This window comes from Rhodoferax sp. TS-BS-61-7 (genome assembly GCF_002943465.1).
In the GTDB taxonomy this organism is placed as follows: Bacteria; Pseudomonadota; Gammaproteobacteria; order Burkholderiales; family Burkholderiaceae_C; genus Allorhodoferax.
In genome coordinates this window covers 99,660-115,884 of record NZ_PTQY01000008.1, presented here as the reverse complement: position 1 = coordinate 115,884, position 16,225 = coordinate 99,660, and the positions used below count along the sequence as shown (strand labels likewise).

The window sequence follows — 16,225 nt, the reverse complement described above, 5'->3', positions numbered from 1 at the left end:
TCTAAGCCCCGATATTGCACTCGCGCCGCAAGAGCGCAACCGCATCGTTGAAGGTGTAGTCGTGGTCGCTTTCCAGTGTGGGGCGGGCGTCTTCGATGAAGTTGTCCCACAGACTGGTGTAGTCGTCCAGATGCTGGGCTGGCGCGTGCTCTGCAATGAAGGCGCTGGCCAGCGCAGGCTGCAGGCCTGACTTGCGAATCTTGCGCACCAGGGTGCCTGCGGCTTTTTCGGTCAGCAGGGTTTTGGGTGTGCTGCCTGCGGCCATGCACAGAAACAGGGTGAGCAGCGAGCTCTCATCGTCGTTGCCGCCGGTAGCCTTGTCCCAGGCCTTGTTGCTGGTGCGTTCAAAGTGGTCCACCTCGGCCAGCATGTCTTCCTGCCAGAAGTAGCGGCCCATGAAGGCGGGCATCTGGTCAAACAGCTTGCGTGCAGGCACGGTGGATTCCAGCCACTTGGGGGCATCTTGCAGCAGCGACTGACGCACGGCATCCACGGCCTCGGTGTATTCGTCCGGCAGGTCTTTGGGCAGCGGGATCTTGAACTTCTCGGTCTGGCCAGCAAACTTCTTGCGCAGCGCCAGCACCATTTTTTCGAACAGCACCCAGTCGGGCATCTCGGTGCGCTTGAGCGCCATCGCCAGCAGCCCGGTGCGGATCACGGCCTCGGCGTCTTTGCCGGCTTCTTCCAGCGCGTCTTCTTCCACACCCAGCTGCTGTGCCATCCAGACAGCGGCATCCACGACGGCGGCCACACGGCTGCGGCTTGCCAGCTCGGCTTGGTAGTCGGGCAGGCTGCGCAGTGTCCACTTGGCCAGCAGCGGGATGTGCTCGTCGCGGAAGCCGCTGCGCTCGTTCATGCCAAAGTGGGTGGTCTGCGGCATGGCGATCAGCGCCTTGAGCATGTCGGAGCCGCCCTTGGAGCGCGACAAAAAGCTGTGGTCGCGCAGCGCCTCGGCGGCGCGGTGCAGATCGCCCCCGCTGCTGTGCTCCAGGTACAGGCTTACCAGGTTCACCATCCGGTCCTTGGCCTGCTCCAGCTCGGGGCGCAAAAACTCGGTGCCAAAGTAACGTGCAATCTGCACCATACCTTTGGGCGCGTCGGTGCAGATGGCGTCCAGCTTGGCCTGGTCAATCAGGCCGTGCTGCATGCCAAAGGCCAGCGCCTTCTCGAAGAAGGGGCGGGCGTCAAACAGGGAGACGGCTTGCTGCTGCGCAGACATGGTCAGATAGCAGACTCTTCGTCGTCGTCACGGGCAGCGGGGGTGGCCTTGCCGCGGTCGGTGTCGCCGGTTTCCACCTTGCCGTCGTCTTCTTCGGCTTCTTCCTCGTCGTCCAGGCCCAGGTCGTGGGCGCGCGCTTTGGCACGCAACACCAGCAGCATTTCGATGAAGAGGTCGGGTAGCTCGTGGCGCAACAGCCAGGCCATCTGCATCCAGTCCTGGTCTGCCACCTCGTCGAGCTCTACGCGGGGCCGCACATAGGCGGACTGGTACAAGGCCTGCTCCGACAGCATCTCGCCATCGTCTTCTACGGTGTCAAACACGCCGGTGCGGGCAAAGGCCTCGATACGGCTCCACTTTTCGGTGAAGTAGTCAGCCAGGGCTTCGCTGCCGCCTTCCAGATCGCCAATGGCGGTTAAAAACTCGATGGCCTCTGCCGACTCGTCGCGGAAGATGACCGAGTTCATCATGCCGCGCAGGTGGGTGCGGGTCAGGTCTTTGTACTGCTTTTCAATGACCACGGCGTGCGCAAACTGCTGGGGGGTGATCAGCAGGTTGACGATGGATTCTTTCGAGTCGTCGTATTCGCGAATGACGGCCAGGATATCCTTGGGCGGCAGCTGCTCCAGCACCACCATCAGGGCGCCATCGCCCTCGTTATCGGCCAGCTCGGTCAGTACGGATTCGGCTCCCACGATGTCGCCAGCGGCGATGAGGGCTTGGGTTTTTTCAATCAGGGCAAGTTGTGACATCGTGTTCTCAGCTCAATCAGTCTTTGTGGTCAAAGCCTTGTTCCACCATCCAGGCGGCGCCTTCTTTTTCACTCACGCGGGCTTCACGTTCGTCTTCGTCCAGCCCCTCGTCTTCGCGGGTGTCATCGTCCGAGTCTTCGTGTTCCTCGTCGTCTTCATCGCTGTGCGCTGCGGCACGGCTGTCAGGGCGGCCATACATGTATTCCAGCGCGGCCGCCACCGACATGAACCAGGCACCCGCAGGCTGCTGCAGCACCTGGCTCACCATGGTGCGAGCGGCAGGCAGCACTTCCACCGTGTCGCTCAGGCTGTCCCAGTCCGGCAGGTCTTCCGACTCGTGCGAGATCAGGTGGTTCATGGCAGTGGTGGACTTGAAGCGAAAGGCTTGGTGGAACACCACGGCCACCATTTCGGGGCTGAGCTCCAGCATGCTGAGCAAGAAGCCCAGTTCCTTGCGGCGCTCGGCCAGCTTTTTGGGCAGCATGTGCTTGCCTTCGGAGTCGGAGGCCAGGTCGTCGATTTCGGCTTCGTAGGCGCTGCGCAGGTGCTGGAAAAACGGGGAAATGCTCATGAACGGGTGTTACTCACAGAATGCGGGCGAAATAGTTGTTCCAGATTTCACGCGCGGTGTCGATCGGGCTGTCCAGCAGGCCACGGCGGCGGTTGTCGTCGTAGGCCTGGCGTTTGCTGTCATCAGACAGCGTGTCATAGGCTTCTTGCACTTCACGAAAACGCTGTGCTGCATCCGGGGCCGGGTTGCGGTCCGGGTGGTAGAGCGCAGCCTTTTGGCGGAATGCCTTCTTGATATCGGCCAGCGTGGCAGCGCTATTGAGCCCAAGGGCGGCGTAATGGTCTTTCATTGAGCGGCTTTCGTAGCAGCGCATTGTGGCCGACAAAGAAAAAACCCCGCTACTGAAAAAGTAGCAGGGTTTCTTGCACCCTTGCGGGTTATTTTGGCTCCTCAACCTGGGCTCGAACCAGGGACCTACGGATTAACAGTCCGGCGCTCTACCAACTGAGCTATTGAGGAATTGAGCCTCGAATTATAGCGTGGTTTTTTCGGTGTTTTGGAAAGGGGCCCAATTTTTCGAAAAAGTCACGCATTTTTTTGCGGTGTCTGCACACCCAGCAGCGCATGCAGGCGCGGGCTGGTGGTGGTGTACTGCAGCATGACCTTTTTCTCGGGAAAGATGAAGGGCATGGCACCGTAGGCGGCGAGTGTAGCTTCATGGAAGCCACACAAAATCAGTTTCTTCTTGCCGGGGTAGTTGTTGATGTCGCCCACGGCAAAGATGCCCGGAATGTTGGTGCCAAAGTTTTCGGTATTCACCTCAACCTGTTTGCGCTCCATGGCCAAGCCCCAGTCGGCAATGGGGCCCATCTTGGGCGAAACGCCGAGGAACACCAGCAACTGGTCGGCCGGCAATGCACGCGTCTGGCCTTCGGCGTCCAGAATCTGCAGCGCCGTAAGCGTGCCATCGCTGGCCTCAAAACCGGTGATCTGTGCCGCCACAAAGCGCAGCGTGCCATTGGCGCGCAGCGCCTGGATGCGCGCCAGCGTGTCGGCCTCTGCCACCAGCACATCGCGCCGGTGCAACAGCGTGACAGAAGCCGGGCGGTGCGTGTTACCGGGGGCCAGTACCTCCAGCGCACATTCCAGCGCGGCATCGCCGCCGCCGTGGATCACCACATGCTGCTTGGCCAGGGTATTCAACTTGGGGGTGCGGTAGTGCAGCTGAGTCCGTTCAAAGGCCGCAATGCCCTCCAGTTGGAGGCTACGGGCCACAAAGGCACCCACACCAGCGGCCACAAACAGCGCCTTGGTGCGAAATTGTTTGCCCGTTGTGGTGGTCAGGTGAATGCGGCCGTCGTCCAGGCGCCGGACCGAAGCCACTTGCTGGCCAAAATGCATCTGTGCACCAAACGGCGCGATTTGCTGCAGCAGGCTCTCCGTCAGGCCACGGCCGGTGGTGAGCGGGATGGCGGGGATGTCGTAAATGGGTTTGTCGGCGTAGAGCTCTATGCACTGGCCGCCCGCGTAGGGCAGGGCGTCGATCACATGGGCTTGGACCTCCAGCAGGCCGAGCTGGAAGACCTGGAACAGGCCCACCGGGCCTGCGCCTATGACGACGGCATCGGCTTCAATGAGGGGTGTAGCCATGCCGTGTGCCGTGTCAGCGGATCAGTTCAGACAGCTTGCCGGTCTTGTCTTTCCAGTCGTCGGCATCGCCCAATGGCGCCTTGCGTTTGGTGATGCTCTTCCAGCCAGGCAGGCGGGCCAGCTCGGCATTGAGCTGAATCATGTGCTGCTGGTCTTTGGGCGCATCTTCTTCAGCGTAAATGGCGTTGACCGGGCATTCGGGGATGCAGACGGCGCAGTCGATGCACTCATCGGGGTCGATGGTCAGAAAGTTGGGGCCTTCGCGGAAGCAGTCCACGGGGCACACGTCCACGCAGTCGGTGTATTTGCACTTGATACAGGCTTCGGTGACGATGTGTGTCATGTTGTTTGGCGGCTAGAAGTAGTAAATGTGGCAGTAAAGTGCCAAGCCCTTGATTTTATTGGGTTTTGAAGCCACCCCCGTAAACAGGGGTGACTCCTTTGTGTTGCATCAACCCAGCAGCAACGCGCCCGACGTCTTGTGGCTGGCCGTATCCACCAAAATCAGCGACCCCAGCACCCGGCTTTGCAGGTAGGGCAGGGCCGCAATCGGCTCCTGCAAAGACACTTCAATGTGGCCAATGGCGTTGGGCAGGATCTCTTTCGCATCGTGCTCTTTCAGCGTGTTGATGTCCAGGCTGTGCACGATACGTTTGACCTTGGCCTTGATCCAGCGGTGGCCATGCAGCGCCAGATAAACGCGGCCGGCGACCAGGGGTTCGTCGTCCATCCACGCAACAGTGGCCTTGATCTCGCGGGTGGTGTCGAAGTGGCTGGGGGCGTCGTTGGAGGCCAGAATCCAGTCGCCGCGCGACACGTCTACTTCGCGGTCCAGCACCAGGCCGGCGCCGTGGCCAGCGCCCACGTGCTTGGGCACGCGGGCGTGGTTCAGTACTTGGGCCACCACGGCGGTTTTGCCACTGGGCAGGATGGAGACGGTGTCGCCAGGCTGCACGGTACCGGTGGCCACACGGCCCCAGAACACGCGGCGGCCCTTGCTGGTGTCGGCGGAGTCATGGAACTTTTCGACCCACTGCACGGGGAAGGCAAACGGCACGGTGGTCTCGGCGGCGGTCACGGGCAGGGTTTCCAGCAGCGCCAGCAGGCTAGGGCCGTGGTAGCCGCACCAGCCGGGGTTGGCGGTGACCACGTTGTGGCCTTTCAGGGCCGACATGGGGATGGTGGCGGTAACGGCAATGCCAGCTTGGGCCGCAAACGCGTGCAGCGCTTCGGTGATCTTGGCAAAGGCCTTGGCCGCGTCGTCGCCCAGGGCGTCGAGCTTGTTCACCGCAAAGATGATGCCGGGCACGCGCAGCAGGTTCACCAGCAGGCTGTGGCGGCGGGTCTGCGGCAGCAGGTCCACCAGGCCGTCCACATTCCACTTCAGCTTCGTCGCGTCCACCAGCACCACCGCGGCGTGGGCACTGCTGGCAGCGGTGACCATGTTGCGGGTGTACTGCTCGTGGCCGGGCGCATCGCCAATGATGAACTTGCGCGCGGGCGTGGCGAAGTAGCGGTAGGCCACGTCGATGGTGATGCCTTGCTCGCGCTCGGCGCTCAGGCCGTCGGTGAACAGCGCCAGGTCGGCCTCGCCGCTTTTGGAGACGTTGGCCAACTGGTCCTGTAGCACGGAGCGGCTGTCTACCAGCAGGCGGCCAATCAGCGTGCTCTTGCCGTCGTCCACACTGCCGCAGGTGATGAAGCGCAGCGCAGATGAAGTGTCATTTGTGCCGCTAGCGCCCGTAGATGTTGCGGGAGTAGCTATCGTATTTGTAGCGGTTGTCATAAAGATTCTTTGTAGGTCAACGTGTCTTCATACCAGGGATACCGCGGAACCGGCTTTGCCGGACCGCTGGTATCGCCCCCTGCAAGGGGGAACGCGGCCACACGCAGTGGGCAAGCCGGGGGGTGTTCAAAAATATCCGTCCTTTTTGCGCTTCTCCATCGAAGCCTCAGAAGTTTTGTCGTCCATGCGGGTCGCGCCACGTTCGCTCACGTCGGCGGCCAGGGTTTCGATCACGATGTCGGCGGCGGTGGCGGCCGTGCTTTCCACCGGGCATGTGCAGGTGATATCGCCCACGGTGCGGAAGCGCACATCGCGGCTCTCAATTTGCTCACCATTTTTGGCGGGTGTCAGGTCCGTCACCGGCACCAGCAGGCCCTTGCGTTCGACCACATCGCGCTTGTGCGTGTAGTACAGGCTTGGCAGCGCAATTTTTTCGCGTTCGATGTACTGCCAGACGTCCAGCTCGGTCCAGTTGCTGATGGGGAACACGCGGAAGTGTTCGCCCGGCTGCAGGCGGGTGTTGAACAGGGTCCACAGCTCGGGGCGCTGGGCCTTGGGTTGCCATTGGCCGAAGCTGTCGCGGTGGGAGAAGATGCGCTCCTTGGCGCGGGCTTTTTCTTCGTCGCGGCGGGCCCCGCCGATCAGCGCGTCAAAGCGGAATTCGTCGATGGCTTCCAGCAGCGTGACCGACTGGTGCACGTTGCGCGACTCGCCGGGGTGGGCCAGGCGCACGGTGCCGCGGGCCATCGAGTCTTCCACGCTGCGCACGATGAGCTCGGCGCCCAGTTCCTTGGCGCGGAAGTCGCGGAAATCGGTCACTTCATGGAAGTTGTGGCCGGTGTCGATCATCAGCAGCGGGTAGGGGATGCGGCCTACGCCAAAGGCTTTTTCAGCGCACTTGAGCATGACCAGCGAATCCTTGCCGCCCGAGAACAGCAGCGTGGGGCGCTCAAAGGCGGCCGCCACTTCGCGCAGGATGAAGATCGTCTCTTCTTCCAGCGCGTCGAGGTGCTGGTTGGATAGGCGTTCGAAATGGGAGGTGTCTGTCATGGCGTTCATGGCGTTGTCTGGTTCAGTGCGCAATGTGCAAGCCGCACTCGCGCTGGTCTTCGCCCTTGGTGGGGTCCACATAGTCGAAATTGTTGGGCAGGCCGTGGGCCTCGCAGTACTGGTACAGTTCTTTGGATGACCAGTGCAGCAGCGGAGCAACCTTGATCAGGCCATCAGGGTTGATGCTGACCGGGTCCATCTGGGCGCGCACGGCACTGTCGGTGGCGCGCAGCGCGGTGAACCAGACCTTGGGCGCGGTCTCGCGCAGCGCGCGGGTGAACGGCTCCAGCTTCACCTCTTCGGTGAAAGCGGCGTGGCGCGGGTCATCGAGCCCGGGCAAGGGGCCTTCCACCGCTTCGCGGTGCGCGCGTGTGCGCAGTGGCAGATAGATGCGCAGGTTCAGGCCAAGTTGTTTGGTCACTTCGTCGGCGAAGCGGTAGGTGGCTTCGGTGTTGTAGCCGTTGTCCATCCAGACCACGGGCACGTCGGGTTTGACACGCGCGACCATGTGCAGGATCACGGCCTCGAACGGGCGGAAATTGGTGGTGACGATGGGGCTTTGGTTCAGGGCCAGGGCCCATGCCACGAGACCGGGGGCGTCATGGCCCAAGTCGGCGTTGATTTTGGCGAGGTCAATCGTGCTCATGCGGTGGCTCCTTCACGGGCAAACACGGGCTTCACGGTAACTGCGTCACCCTGGTAGAAGCCGCGGTAGCGGTCAAACTGGCGTTGGGCAAAGTCCACGTTCTGGTCTTCGCGCAGCACGGCCACGTCAAAACCTGTGCGCTCCATTTGCACCAGTTGGTCGATGAGCACGTCGCCGGTGGCACGGATCTCGCCAGTAAAGCCCAGGCGGCGGCGCAGCAGGAAGGCCTGGCTGTAGGCGCGGCCGTCGGTGAACTTGGGGAAGTGCAGGTCGATGCGGGTCACGCCGGCCAGCGACACGCTGCGTGGGTCTTCGGTGTTGGCAATGGCGAGAATGTTTTGAGCATTTTCGGCAGTAGCCCCGGTGGAATGTACGGAGGCAGCTATCAATTTCATAGTGAATTCTCTCTTTCTGCGTCCGGGGCTCAGGCTTCTTGCGCGTCTTTGGCATAGCCAGACGACTTGGGCAGGGCGTGCAGCTCTTCGTGTTTGTCCGCCAAGCGGGCGCTGTTGGCAGCAGCCTTGAAGGTGTCAAAGCCGACACGCTTCACGCAGTCGATAAAGGTCTCGCGGCCGGTGCGGTTCAGGCGGAAGGTGTCCAGCAGCGCTTCGATGACGCCGGGCACTTCGCCCGCACCAAAGGACGGGCCCACCACCTTGCCGGGCACGGCGGCACCGCTCAGCGTGGAGCCATCGGAGCCGCCCAGCGACACCTGATACCACTCCTTGCCGTCCTTATCCACACCCAAAATGCCAATGTGGCCGCTGTGGTGGTGGCCGCAACTGTTGATGCAACCGCTGATATGCAGGTCAATCTCGCCCAGGTCGTGCAGCTCGTCCATGTCCTGGTAGCGCTCGGTGATGGCTTCGGCAATCGGGATGGAGCGGGCATTGGCCAGCGCGCAGAAATCGCCGCCGGGGCAGGCGATCATGTCGGTCAGCAGGCGGATGTTGCTGCGGGCCAAACCGGCGTGGCTGGCGGCCACCCACAGGGCGGGCAGGTCGGCTTCGTTCACCCAAGGCAGCAGCAGGTTTTGGTCGTGCGTCACGCGCACTTCGCCAGCGCTGAATTCGTCGGCCAAGGCGGCTGCGGTGTCCAACTGGTCGGCGTCGGCATCACCGGGGGCCTGGCCCAGGCGCTTGAAGCTCAGGGTCACGGCGCGCAGCTTGGGGTTCTGGTGCGCCGCCACGTTTTGCTGCAGCCAGCGGTCGTAGTCGCGTTGGCGCTCGGGTGGAACTGCTACGGTTTTAGTAGCTGCTCGCGCAGATTCCACAAGGGCTGGAGGCACAAATGATGCTGCAACACGGTCCAGCTCGGCCTGGGTGATGGTGTGCGGCGCGCCGTCCACGGTCAGGATCTGCTGGTACTCGGCTTCCACCTCGTCGATGTAGCGCTGGCCTTCGGCCTTCACCAAGATCTTGATGCGCGCCTTGTACATGTTGTCGCGGCGGCCCCAGCGGTTGTAGACACGCACCACGGCTTCCAGGTAATTCATGATCTGCAGCGCAGGCAGGAATTCGCGGATGGTGGTGCCGATGACGGGCGTGCGGCCCATGCCACCGCCCACCAGCACCTTGAAGCCCGGCTCGCCGGCTTCGTTCTTCTTCAGATGCAGGCCCACGTCGTGCCAATGGGTGGCGGCACGGTCAGCCGTAGCGCCGGTGATGGCGATCTTGAACTTGCGCGGCAGGAAGGCGAACTCGGGGTGCAGCGTGCTCCACTGGCGCATGATTTCGGCCCACGGGCGGGGGTCGGCAATCTCGTCGGGCGCCACGCCGGCCAGCTCGTCGCTGGTGATGTTGCGGATGCAGTTGCCGCTGGTCTGGATGCCGTGCATGTTGACCGTGGCCAGCAGGTCCATCACGTCGGCGCTCTTGGCCAGCGGAATCCAGTTGAACTGTACGTTTTGGCGCGTGGTGAAGTGGCCGTAGCCCACGGGCAGGTGGGTGGTGCCCCAGGCGGCTTGCGCGCCAATGGCGGTGTCAAACACTTCCTTGCTCGGGTGGTCGTATTCGCGGGCGATGCGGGCTAGCACGCGCAGTTGGGCGCTGGACAGCTCGCCGTAGGGCACGGCCACGCGCAGCATGGGCGCGTAGCGCTGGATGTACCAGCCGTTTTGCAGGCGCAGGGGGCGGAACTCGTCGTCGCTCAACGTGCCGGCCAGGTTGCGTTCCAGCTGGTCGCGGTGCTGGGCAGCACGGGCACGGACGAACTGGCGGTCAAATTCGGTGTATTGGTACATAGTTAGTTGAGGACAGAGCTGAAGATCTGTCCCGCAAGGTTTCACAAAGCAATGAGTTTCAAGCCAGCATAGGCAAGAAGGATGGAAAGCAAAGAACGAATGACGCGCTCAGGCGTTTTGAACATCAGGTGCGAACCCACCCAGATGCCGGGGATCGAACCCACCAGCAGCTTGGCCAGCAGCGGCCAGTCCACCGAACCCAGCGAGGCGTGGCCCATACCGGCCACCAGCGTCAGCGGCACCGCGTAAGCAATGTCCGCCGCCACGATGCGCGGCAGAGGCAGCAGCGGGTACAGCAGCATCAACACCGTGACACCAATGGCGCCCGCGCCGACGGACGTGAGTGTAACCAGCGTGCCAATGAGCGCGCCAAACAGCAACGGCAGGCTCCAGTGGCGGGGGCGGGCGGCGGCGGCTTCCTGGCCGGCGGCCACCGTTACGGGGGCGCTTTTGCCACGCAAAGCCTTGTACAGCGTGGCCGCGGCCGTCATCAGCAGCGCGGCGCCCAGGGTGGTGGTCATCAGGCGCTGCACCTCCGGGCTGGTGGCGCCCAAGGTGTGCAATACATAGAGGGTGATGAGCGCCGCGGGAATGCTGCCCGCCGACAGGTTGATCACCACGCGCCAGTCGATGTGTTTGGAGCGCGCCAGCTTGACCGTGCCCCCCATCTTGGTGAAGGCCGCAAACAGCAGGTCAGTCCCCACCGCCATATAGGGCTTCACGCCAAAAAAGAAGATCAAGATGGGCGTCATCAACGAGCCGCCGCCAACCCCCGTGAGCCCCACGATCAAGCCCACAAAGAAGCCCGCAAATACAAACGCCAAATCATGCATAGGCCCGGACTGTAGGGGGGCGGGCTTAGATTGAAAACTATTTTTTAGCTATGGGGGTATGAAGTTTGGTTATATGGATGTTTCGGGGGGCGTGGCGAAGGGTTACACAACATTGCCTGCAAAGCTCCACACGACGGCATGTGGCTTCACTGAGGCGCAAATTGGCCCGTTGTCGCCCATGGTGCCGAGAATGTGGGCCTCGATGATTCCATGAGACGTAGAGACGGCCTCTTCGACGATATTTTGCGGAATGGAGGCCAGCTTCAACTTCGCACGACGTGTCCAGCACGAGCCGGCCTGGCCAGCCAGGGTGCCAGAGTTGATATAGATAAAACGGTCTGAGGGGGTGCCTTGAGCAATCTCACCCAAAAAGTTAACCGACCCGTCTGGCAGCGGTGCGCCAAGACGAAGCGAAAAATCGAACTGAATCGCCTCGTGTTGCCCGGATGAAGGCTCAAGCAGCTCCGACTTTCCGCGTTGCACAGCGAACTGGACGCCCGGCGGCGGGCTGGTAAGCAAAATTCGCATTCGAACGAACTGCGACGGCGTGTTTTTACTCACAAGCCCCCAAACTCAATACTTCTTGCCGCGCAGCTCTTCCATGCGTTCGTTGAAGTACGTTTCCACCGTGTAGCGCTCGGACAGCACCACCTCGCGGCGCGGGTGCAAAAACAGCGGCAGCGAGATACGCGACTTTTTGGCGCCTTCGCCTTTGGGGTTAAGCACGCGGTGCGAAGTGCTGGGGTAGTAGTGGCCGGAGGCCTCTTGCAGCATGTCGCCAATGTTGACGATGAGGTAGCCAAAGTCGCAGGGCACGTCAAACCAGGCGTTGTCTTTGCCTTTGACCTGCAGGCCGGGCTCTGTGGCGGCAGGCAGGATGGTCAGTAGGTTGATGTCTTCATGCGCCGCAGCGCGCACGGCGCCGGGGTCTTCGTCGCCCTGCAGGGGTGGGTAGTGCAGCACGCGCAGCAGGGTGTGGTCGCTGCCTTCAATCATCTTCGGTAGCGGCATGGAGTAACGCGCCTTCACCTCCGCCGGGGAGTTGTCTTCCACCCAACCCAGCAGGGTAGCGGCCAGCGCAGCGCCCTGCGCGTAGTAACGCTGGGCGTTGTCGCTTACCTCGGCGGGGTACCGGCCCCAGGGGTAGATGTGGAAGAACTCCTTGAGGTCTTTTTTGGTGTTGTTCTTGGCTGTTTCGGACACGCTGGGCGAGAAGTAACCGTCATGCTTGACCGGGTCGTGGGCGTATTGCTGTTTGGCATCGGTCTTGAAAAAGCCCAACCATTCGGCGTAAATACTTTCCACCAGGTCCTGGTTTAGCGGGTGGTTCTTCAGCACGCCAAAGCCGGTTTCATGCAGGCTTTTGCAAAACTCTTGTGGAGCGGTAGGGCTGGTGAAGTCAACGACGGGTAAATGCATGGCGGTCCTCGCTACGGTCAAAAATTACAGCCAGTTCGACATCAGGGTGGATTCGATCAGGTCGCGCGCGGTGTCCGCCTTCAAATTCAGGCACACGTGGGTGTCGGGCACCTCATCGCCCCAGCCGGGTTGCGGGTAGAAGATGTCCTTGCGGCGCATCATGGTCTGGCCGTTGGCAGGGCCGTCCAGTGCCACGCGGACGCGGCCGGCCTGGATTTCGAACAACTCAGGGTTGGTCAGCGCCACAAAGGCCAGTACGTCGTGCCCAAAGCAGCCGTGGATCTTGGCCACATGCGGGTACAAGCCGCTGTAAAAGTCGGAATAGAAGCTCACAGCGTGGTGCAGTACGTCCGTGGCCACATGTTTGTGGTGGTCGGCCACGCGTTTGAACAGTGCCAATGGCACGATGAGCTGGTGCGTCACGTCCAGGCCCACCATGGTGAGTTTCCAGCCGGCGGTGAACACAAAGTCGGCCGAGTGCGGGTCGTTCCAGATATTGGCTTCGGCCACGGGGGACACGTTGCCGGGTTCGGCCACGGTGCCACCCATGATGATGACTTCTTGCAGCAGCTTGGGAAGGTTGGGTTCCAGCTTGAGTGCGGTAGCCAGGTTGCCCAGCGGGCCCACGGCGACCAGGGTAATTTCACCGGGGTGCGCGCGTGCCATGTCCACGATGAACTGGGCAGAGGGACGGGGGTCCAGCACGCTGGTGGTGGGCACGCGGCTGGGCAGGTTGCCCAGGCCGTCACCACCGTGGATGAAGTCGGGTGGTGTGCCGGGCGCCTTGAGCCAGGGAGTTTTTACGCCCAGGGTCACGGGGATTTTCTTACCGGCGATTTCGGTCAGGTACAGGCCGTTGATGGCGGCTTGCTCTACCGTCACGTTGCCAAAGGTGGTGGTGATACCCACCACGTCGATGCCGGGATGGGCCAGCGCGTAGTACAGCGCCATGGCGTCGTCCACACCCGGGTCGGTGTCATAAATTACTTTGCGTGCGGGGGTGTTGCTCATACAAATGTCTCGGTTAAAAAATGGGGTTTAAAAATTAGCTCAGGCCGCAGAAGGCGCGCAGAGCCTGCTCGGCTTCGGGGGATGTTTTGGGGTGCTGGGCGATGAGGGCAGTGACCTCTGCCGCCTCGGGAATGCTGGACTGGGCACCCCAGCGCGTGCAGGCAATGGCGCTGGCAGCGCTGGCAAACTGCAACGCATCGGGCAAGGCCTTGCCTTGGCTCAGGGCGGCCACCAGGCTGCCGCAAAAGGTGTCACCTGCGCCCGTGGTGTCTACCGGCGTGATGGGGTAGGCGCCTTGCAGGGTGAATGTACCGTGCTGGCGCGCGCAGCTGCCGTGGTGCCCCAGGGTGACGACCACCGTGGGCACGGCGATGCGCGCCAGGCATTCGGCAATGCTGCCGGTGTGGCCGGACACGGTGGCCAGTTCGCCTTCGTTCACCACCAGCACATCGGTATGCGCCAACAACTCTGGGGGCAGGCTTTGGGCGGGGGCGGCGTTCAGCACCACAGTCACGCCCTGGGCGCGGGCGGCTTTGGCATAGGCGGTGACCGTCTCCAGCGGCGTTTCCAGCTGCAGCAGGAGGTGGGTAAAGCCTTGTAGGTTGGGCAGGTGTTCGGGGCGCAGCTGGGCGTTGGCGCCGGGGGCGACGGTGATGGCGTTTTCGGCGTCATCAGACACACAGATAAAGGCGGTGCCGGTGGGATGGTCAGGCGTGCGAATGGTGTGCAATTGCACGCCAGCGCTTTTCAGGGACGCCTCCAGCGGCACGGCAAAGGCGTCATCGCCCAGGCCCACCAGCATGTGCGTGGGCGCCGCACCGGCGCGGGCACTGGCCACGGCCTGGTTGGCGCCCTTGCCACCGGGGAAGGTTTTGAAATCGCGGCCCAGCACCGTTTCGCCCGGGCTGGGGATGTGATGGGCCCGGACCACAAAGTCCAGATTCGCAGAGCCAGCCACAAGTATCATCGGTTGCACTTTCTGTACACAAAGAGCGTCTATTTTGACGCCGAATTTCCCGCCCACCGATAAGCCTCGGCGTATAGACCCCAATGCCCCTGCAAATGACCAACCCTGCCGCCGCCCGTATCACCGTGGTGGGCGGCGCCAATATGGATGTGGGCGCCAAAACCCAAACCCCCTTGCTGCCGGGCGATTCCACGCCGGGCCATATCCACTACGCACCCGGTGGCGTGGGCCGCAACATTGCGGAGAACCTTGCCCGCTTGGGCAGTGCGGTGGCGCTGGTGTCCGTGGTGGGGGCCGATGCCTTTGGGCGCGATATTTTGGCCCACACGCGCAGCGTGGGGGTGGAGGTGGCCGGTGTGCAGATGCTGGCTGGGCAGCGCACGGCCACCTACCTGTCCATGCACGGCCCGGATGGCGATATGGCGTTGGCGGTGAACGATATGGCGATATTGGAGCGCCTGACGCCCGATCTGCTGGTGGCAAAAAACACCATGCCCGCACACACCGATGTGCTGGTGCTGGACTGCAACCTGAGCGTCCCCACACTGGCTTGGCTGCTGGAGCAGGCCACCCAGCCGGTGTTCGTGGACGCGGTGTCGGTAGCCAAATGCCAGCGCCTGGTGCCAGTGCTGGGCCGGGTGCACACACTCAAGGTCAACCGCATCGAGGCGCAAGCACTGTGCGGCACCGTCGTGGGCAGTGTGGATGATGCCCGGCGCGCTGCGCTGGCCTTGTACGGTATGGGCGTGCAGCGCGTGGTGCTGAGCCTGGGCGCCTTGGGCGTGGCTTGGTGCGATGCCGATGGCAGCACTGGCGCGCGCTCGGCATCCGCTGTGCCTGTGGTCAACACCACCGGCGCTGGCGATGCTTTACTGGCCGGGTTGGTGCATGCCCATGTGCAAGGCCTGTCGTTGCCGCACTGTGTGGAATACGCCATGGCCTGCGCCGAGATCACACTTTCCAGTACATTCGCCAACGCCCCGGACTTGTCGCACGCTGCGGTGCAGAGCCGATTGGCTGCTGTGGCGGCCTGAGTTTATTTTTTTGGATTGTTATGACCCTGAACGCCTACCTTGATATTGCCCCCGAAGTGCAGCACGCACTGGATGCGGGCCAGCCCGTTGTGGCGCTTGAATCGACCATCATTTCCCACGGCATGCCGTACCCCCAAAACGTGGCCACGGCGCTTCAGGTGGAGCAGGAAGTGCGCGATCACGGGGCGGTGCCCGCCACCATTGCCATCGTCAACGGCCGCCTGAAGGCGGGCCTTTCGCCAGCCGAGATTGAGGCGCTGGGCAAATCGGGCCGCGACGTGGTGAAAGTGAGCCGCCGCGACGTGCCATTTATCGTGGCCGCAGGTGCCACAGGGGCCACCACGGTGGCCTCCACCATGATCATTGCGGCCATGGCCGGTATTCGCCTGTTTGCCACAGGCGGTATTGGCGGTGTGCATCGCGGTGCGCAGCAAAGTTTTGATGTGTCGGCTGACCTGCAAGAACTGGCGCAAACCCCGGTGGCGGTGGTGTGCGCGGGTGCCAAGTCGATTCTGGATTTGCGCCTGACGTTGGAGTACCTGGAAACCCATGGTGTACCCGTGGTGGGCTACCAAACCAACGCGCTGCCCGCTTTCTTCACGCGCGACAGCGCGTTCTCGGTGGACTACCGGCTGGACACGCCTCAAGCAATTGCGCGCGCTTTACACGTCAAGTGGGCCATGTCCCTCAAGGGTGGCATGGTCATTGCTAATCCCATCCCCGAAGCCTATGCCATGCCACGGGCCGCGATTGACGCGGCCATCGAGCAGGCACTGGCCGAGGCACAGGCCCAGAACATCGGTGGCAAAGAGTCCACGCCGTTCTTGCTGGCCCGCGTGTGTGACATCACCGGTGGTGACAGCTTGGCTGCCAACATCCAGCTGGTGCTGAACAACGCGCGGCTGGCCAGTGCGGTGGGGATTGAATTGGCCGGGATGGGCGGGCGCGCCTGAGTCACAAAAGTCGGATGCTTGTAACGATAATCAGGTTATAACGATTAACTTATATACGGATAAGCACTGATGGTGACACTACAGCGCGAAGGTATTCTTGGCTTACATTGAAAGCCGTGTTTTTTTAAACCTCATAGGGAATTGCGAGACGT

18 protein-coding genes and 1 tRNA gene are annotated in these 16,225 nt (G+C 62.3%); 2 read left to right on the top strand and 17 right to left on the bottom strand.

Features of this window, described 5'->3' with window-relative positions; all coding sequences use genetic code 11:
* Position 1: 1 nt before the first annotated feature.
* The 17 genes from C5F53_RS18450 to C5F53_RS18370 form a co-directional block, all read right to left on the bottom strand.
* The gene (locus C5F53_RS18450) at positions 2-1,219 is read right to left on the bottom strand and encodes a hypothetical protein (protein WP_105262867.1); all 1,218 of its coding nucleotides are present in this window, start codon (positions 1,217-1,219) and stop codon (positions 2-4) included.
* Positions 1,220-1,221: 2 nt separating this feature from the next.
* Positions 1,222-1,971, bottom strand: a complete 750-nt coding sequence (locus C5F53_RS18445; protein ID WP_105262866.1) for a hypothetical protein — start codon at positions 1,969-1,971, stop codon at positions 1,222-1,224.
* 16 nt (positions 1,972-1,987) lie between these two features.
* Positions 1,988-2,542, bottom strand: a complete 555-nt coding sequence (locus tag C5F53_RS18440) for a hypothetical protein (RefSeq protein ID WP_105262865.1) — start codon at positions 2,540-2,542, stop codon at positions 1,988-1,990.
* A gap of 13 nt (positions 2,543-2,555) precedes the next feature.
* Complete coding sequence (locus C5F53_RS18435) at positions 2,556-2,831, bottom strand: DnaJ domain-containing protein (RefSeq protein ID WP_105262864.1); 276 nt, start codon at positions 2,829-2,831, stop codon at positions 2,556-2,558.
* A gap of 94 nt (positions 2,832-2,925) precedes the next feature.
* Positions 2,926-3,001, bottom strand: a tRNA-Asn gene (locus tag C5F53_RS18430).
* Positions 3,002-3,067: 66 nt separating this feature from the next.
* A complete protein-coding gene (locus tag C5F53_RS18425) occupies positions 3,068-4,132 on the bottom strand; it encodes an NAD(P)/FAD-dependent oxidoreductase (RefSeq protein ID WP_105262863.1) in 1,065 nt (354 codons plus the stop codon).
* A gap of 13 nt (positions 4,133-4,145) precedes the next feature.
* A complete protein-coding gene (gene fdxA, locus C5F53_RS18420; protein WP_105262862.1) occupies positions 4,146-4,475 on the bottom strand; it encodes a ferredoxin FdxA in 330 nt (109 codons plus the stop codon).
* Positions 4,476-4,583: 108 nt separating this feature from the next.
* Positions 4,584-5,918 carry a sulfate adenylyltransferase subunit 1 gene (locus tag C5F53_RS18415; RefSeq protein ID WP_105262861.1) on the bottom strand — a complete coding sequence of 445 codons (1,335 nt, stop codon included), beginning with the start codon at positions 5,916-5,918 and terminating at the stop codon, positions 4,584-4,586.
* Between the two features lie 126 nt (positions 5,919-6,044).
* Positions 6,045-6,977 carry a sulfate adenylyltransferase subunit CysD gene (gene cysD / locus C5F53_RS18410; RefSeq protein ID WP_105262860.1) on the bottom strand — a complete coding sequence of 311 codons (933 nt, stop codon included), beginning with the start codon at positions 6,975-6,977 and terminating at the stop codon, positions 6,045-6,047.
* Between the two features lie 13 nt (positions 6,978-6,990).
* Positions 6,991-7,614 (bottom strand): phosphoadenosine phosphosulfate reductase family protein, encoded by a 624-nt coding sequence (locus C5F53_RS18405; protein ID WP_105262859.1) that lies wholly within the window; start codon positions 7,612-7,614, stop codon positions 6,991-6,993.
* Entirely contained in the window at positions 7,611-8,009 is a 399-nt protein-coding gene (locus tag C5F53_RS18400; RefSeq protein WP_105262858.1) for a DUF934 domain-containing protein, read from the bottom strand. The genes C5F53_RS18405 and C5F53_RS18400 overlap by 4 nt, the downstream gene beginning before the upstream one ends.
* Positions 8,010-8,038: 29 nt before the next feature.
* Positions 8,039-9,856 (bottom strand): nitrite/sulfite reductase, encoded by a 1,818-nt coding sequence (locus C5F53_RS18395; protein ID WP_105262857.1) that lies wholly within the window; start codon positions 9,854-9,856, stop codon positions 8,039-8,041.
* 41 nt (positions 9,857-9,897) lie between these two features.
* Positions 9,898-10,689 carry a sulfite exporter TauE/SafE family protein gene (locus tag C5F53_RS18390; protein ID WP_105262856.1) on the bottom strand — a complete coding sequence of 264 codons (792 nt, stop codon included), beginning with the start codon at positions 10,687-10,689 and terminating at the stop codon, positions 9,898-9,900.
* A 102-nt stretch (positions 10,690-10,791) separates the two neighbouring features.
* On the bottom strand, positions 10,792-11,250 hold the full coding sequence (locus C5F53_RS18385) for a DUF5990 family protein (protein ID WP_236635439.1): 459 nt from the start codon (positions 11,248-11,250) through the stop codon (positions 10,792-10,794).
* Between the two features lie 12 nt (positions 11,251-11,262).
* Complete coding sequence (locus C5F53_RS18380; protein WP_105262854.1) at positions 11,263-12,108, bottom strand: 2OG-Fe(II) oxygenase family protein; 846 nt, start codon at positions 12,106-12,108, stop codon at positions 11,263-11,265.
* A gap of 24 nt (positions 12,109-12,132) precedes the next feature.
* Complete coding sequence (locus C5F53_RS18375; protein ID WP_105262853.1) at positions 12,133-13,119, bottom strand: nucleoside hydrolase; 987 nt, start codon at positions 13,117-13,119, stop codon at positions 12,133-12,135.
* 34 nt (positions 13,120-13,153) lie between these two features.
* Positions 13,154-14,086, bottom strand: coding sequence for a ribokinase (locus C5F53_RS18370; RefSeq protein WP_105262852.1), 933 nt, complete (start codon positions 14,084-14,086; stop codon positions 13,154-13,156).
* Positions 14,087-14,181: 95 nt separating this feature from the next.
* Between C5F53_RS18370 and C5F53_RS18365 the strand changes: the two genes are divergently transcribed.
* Together C5F53_RS18365 and C5F53_RS18360 are read left to right on the top strand one after the other, a co-directional pair.
* Positions 14,182-15,120: a PfkB family carbohydrate kinase gene (locus C5F53_RS18365; RefSeq protein ID WP_161499959.1), complete on the top strand. Its 939-nt coding sequence runs from the start codon at positions 14,182-14,184 to the stop codon at positions 15,118-15,120.
* A 20-nt stretch (positions 15,121-15,140) separates the two neighbouring features.
* Positions 15,141-16,073 (top strand): pseudouridine-5'-phosphate glycosidase, encoded by a 933-nt coding sequence (locus tag C5F53_RS18360; protein WP_105262850.1) that lies wholly within the window; start codon positions 15,141-15,143, stop codon positions 16,071-16,073.
* Positions 16,074-16,225: the final 152 nt, after the last annotated feature.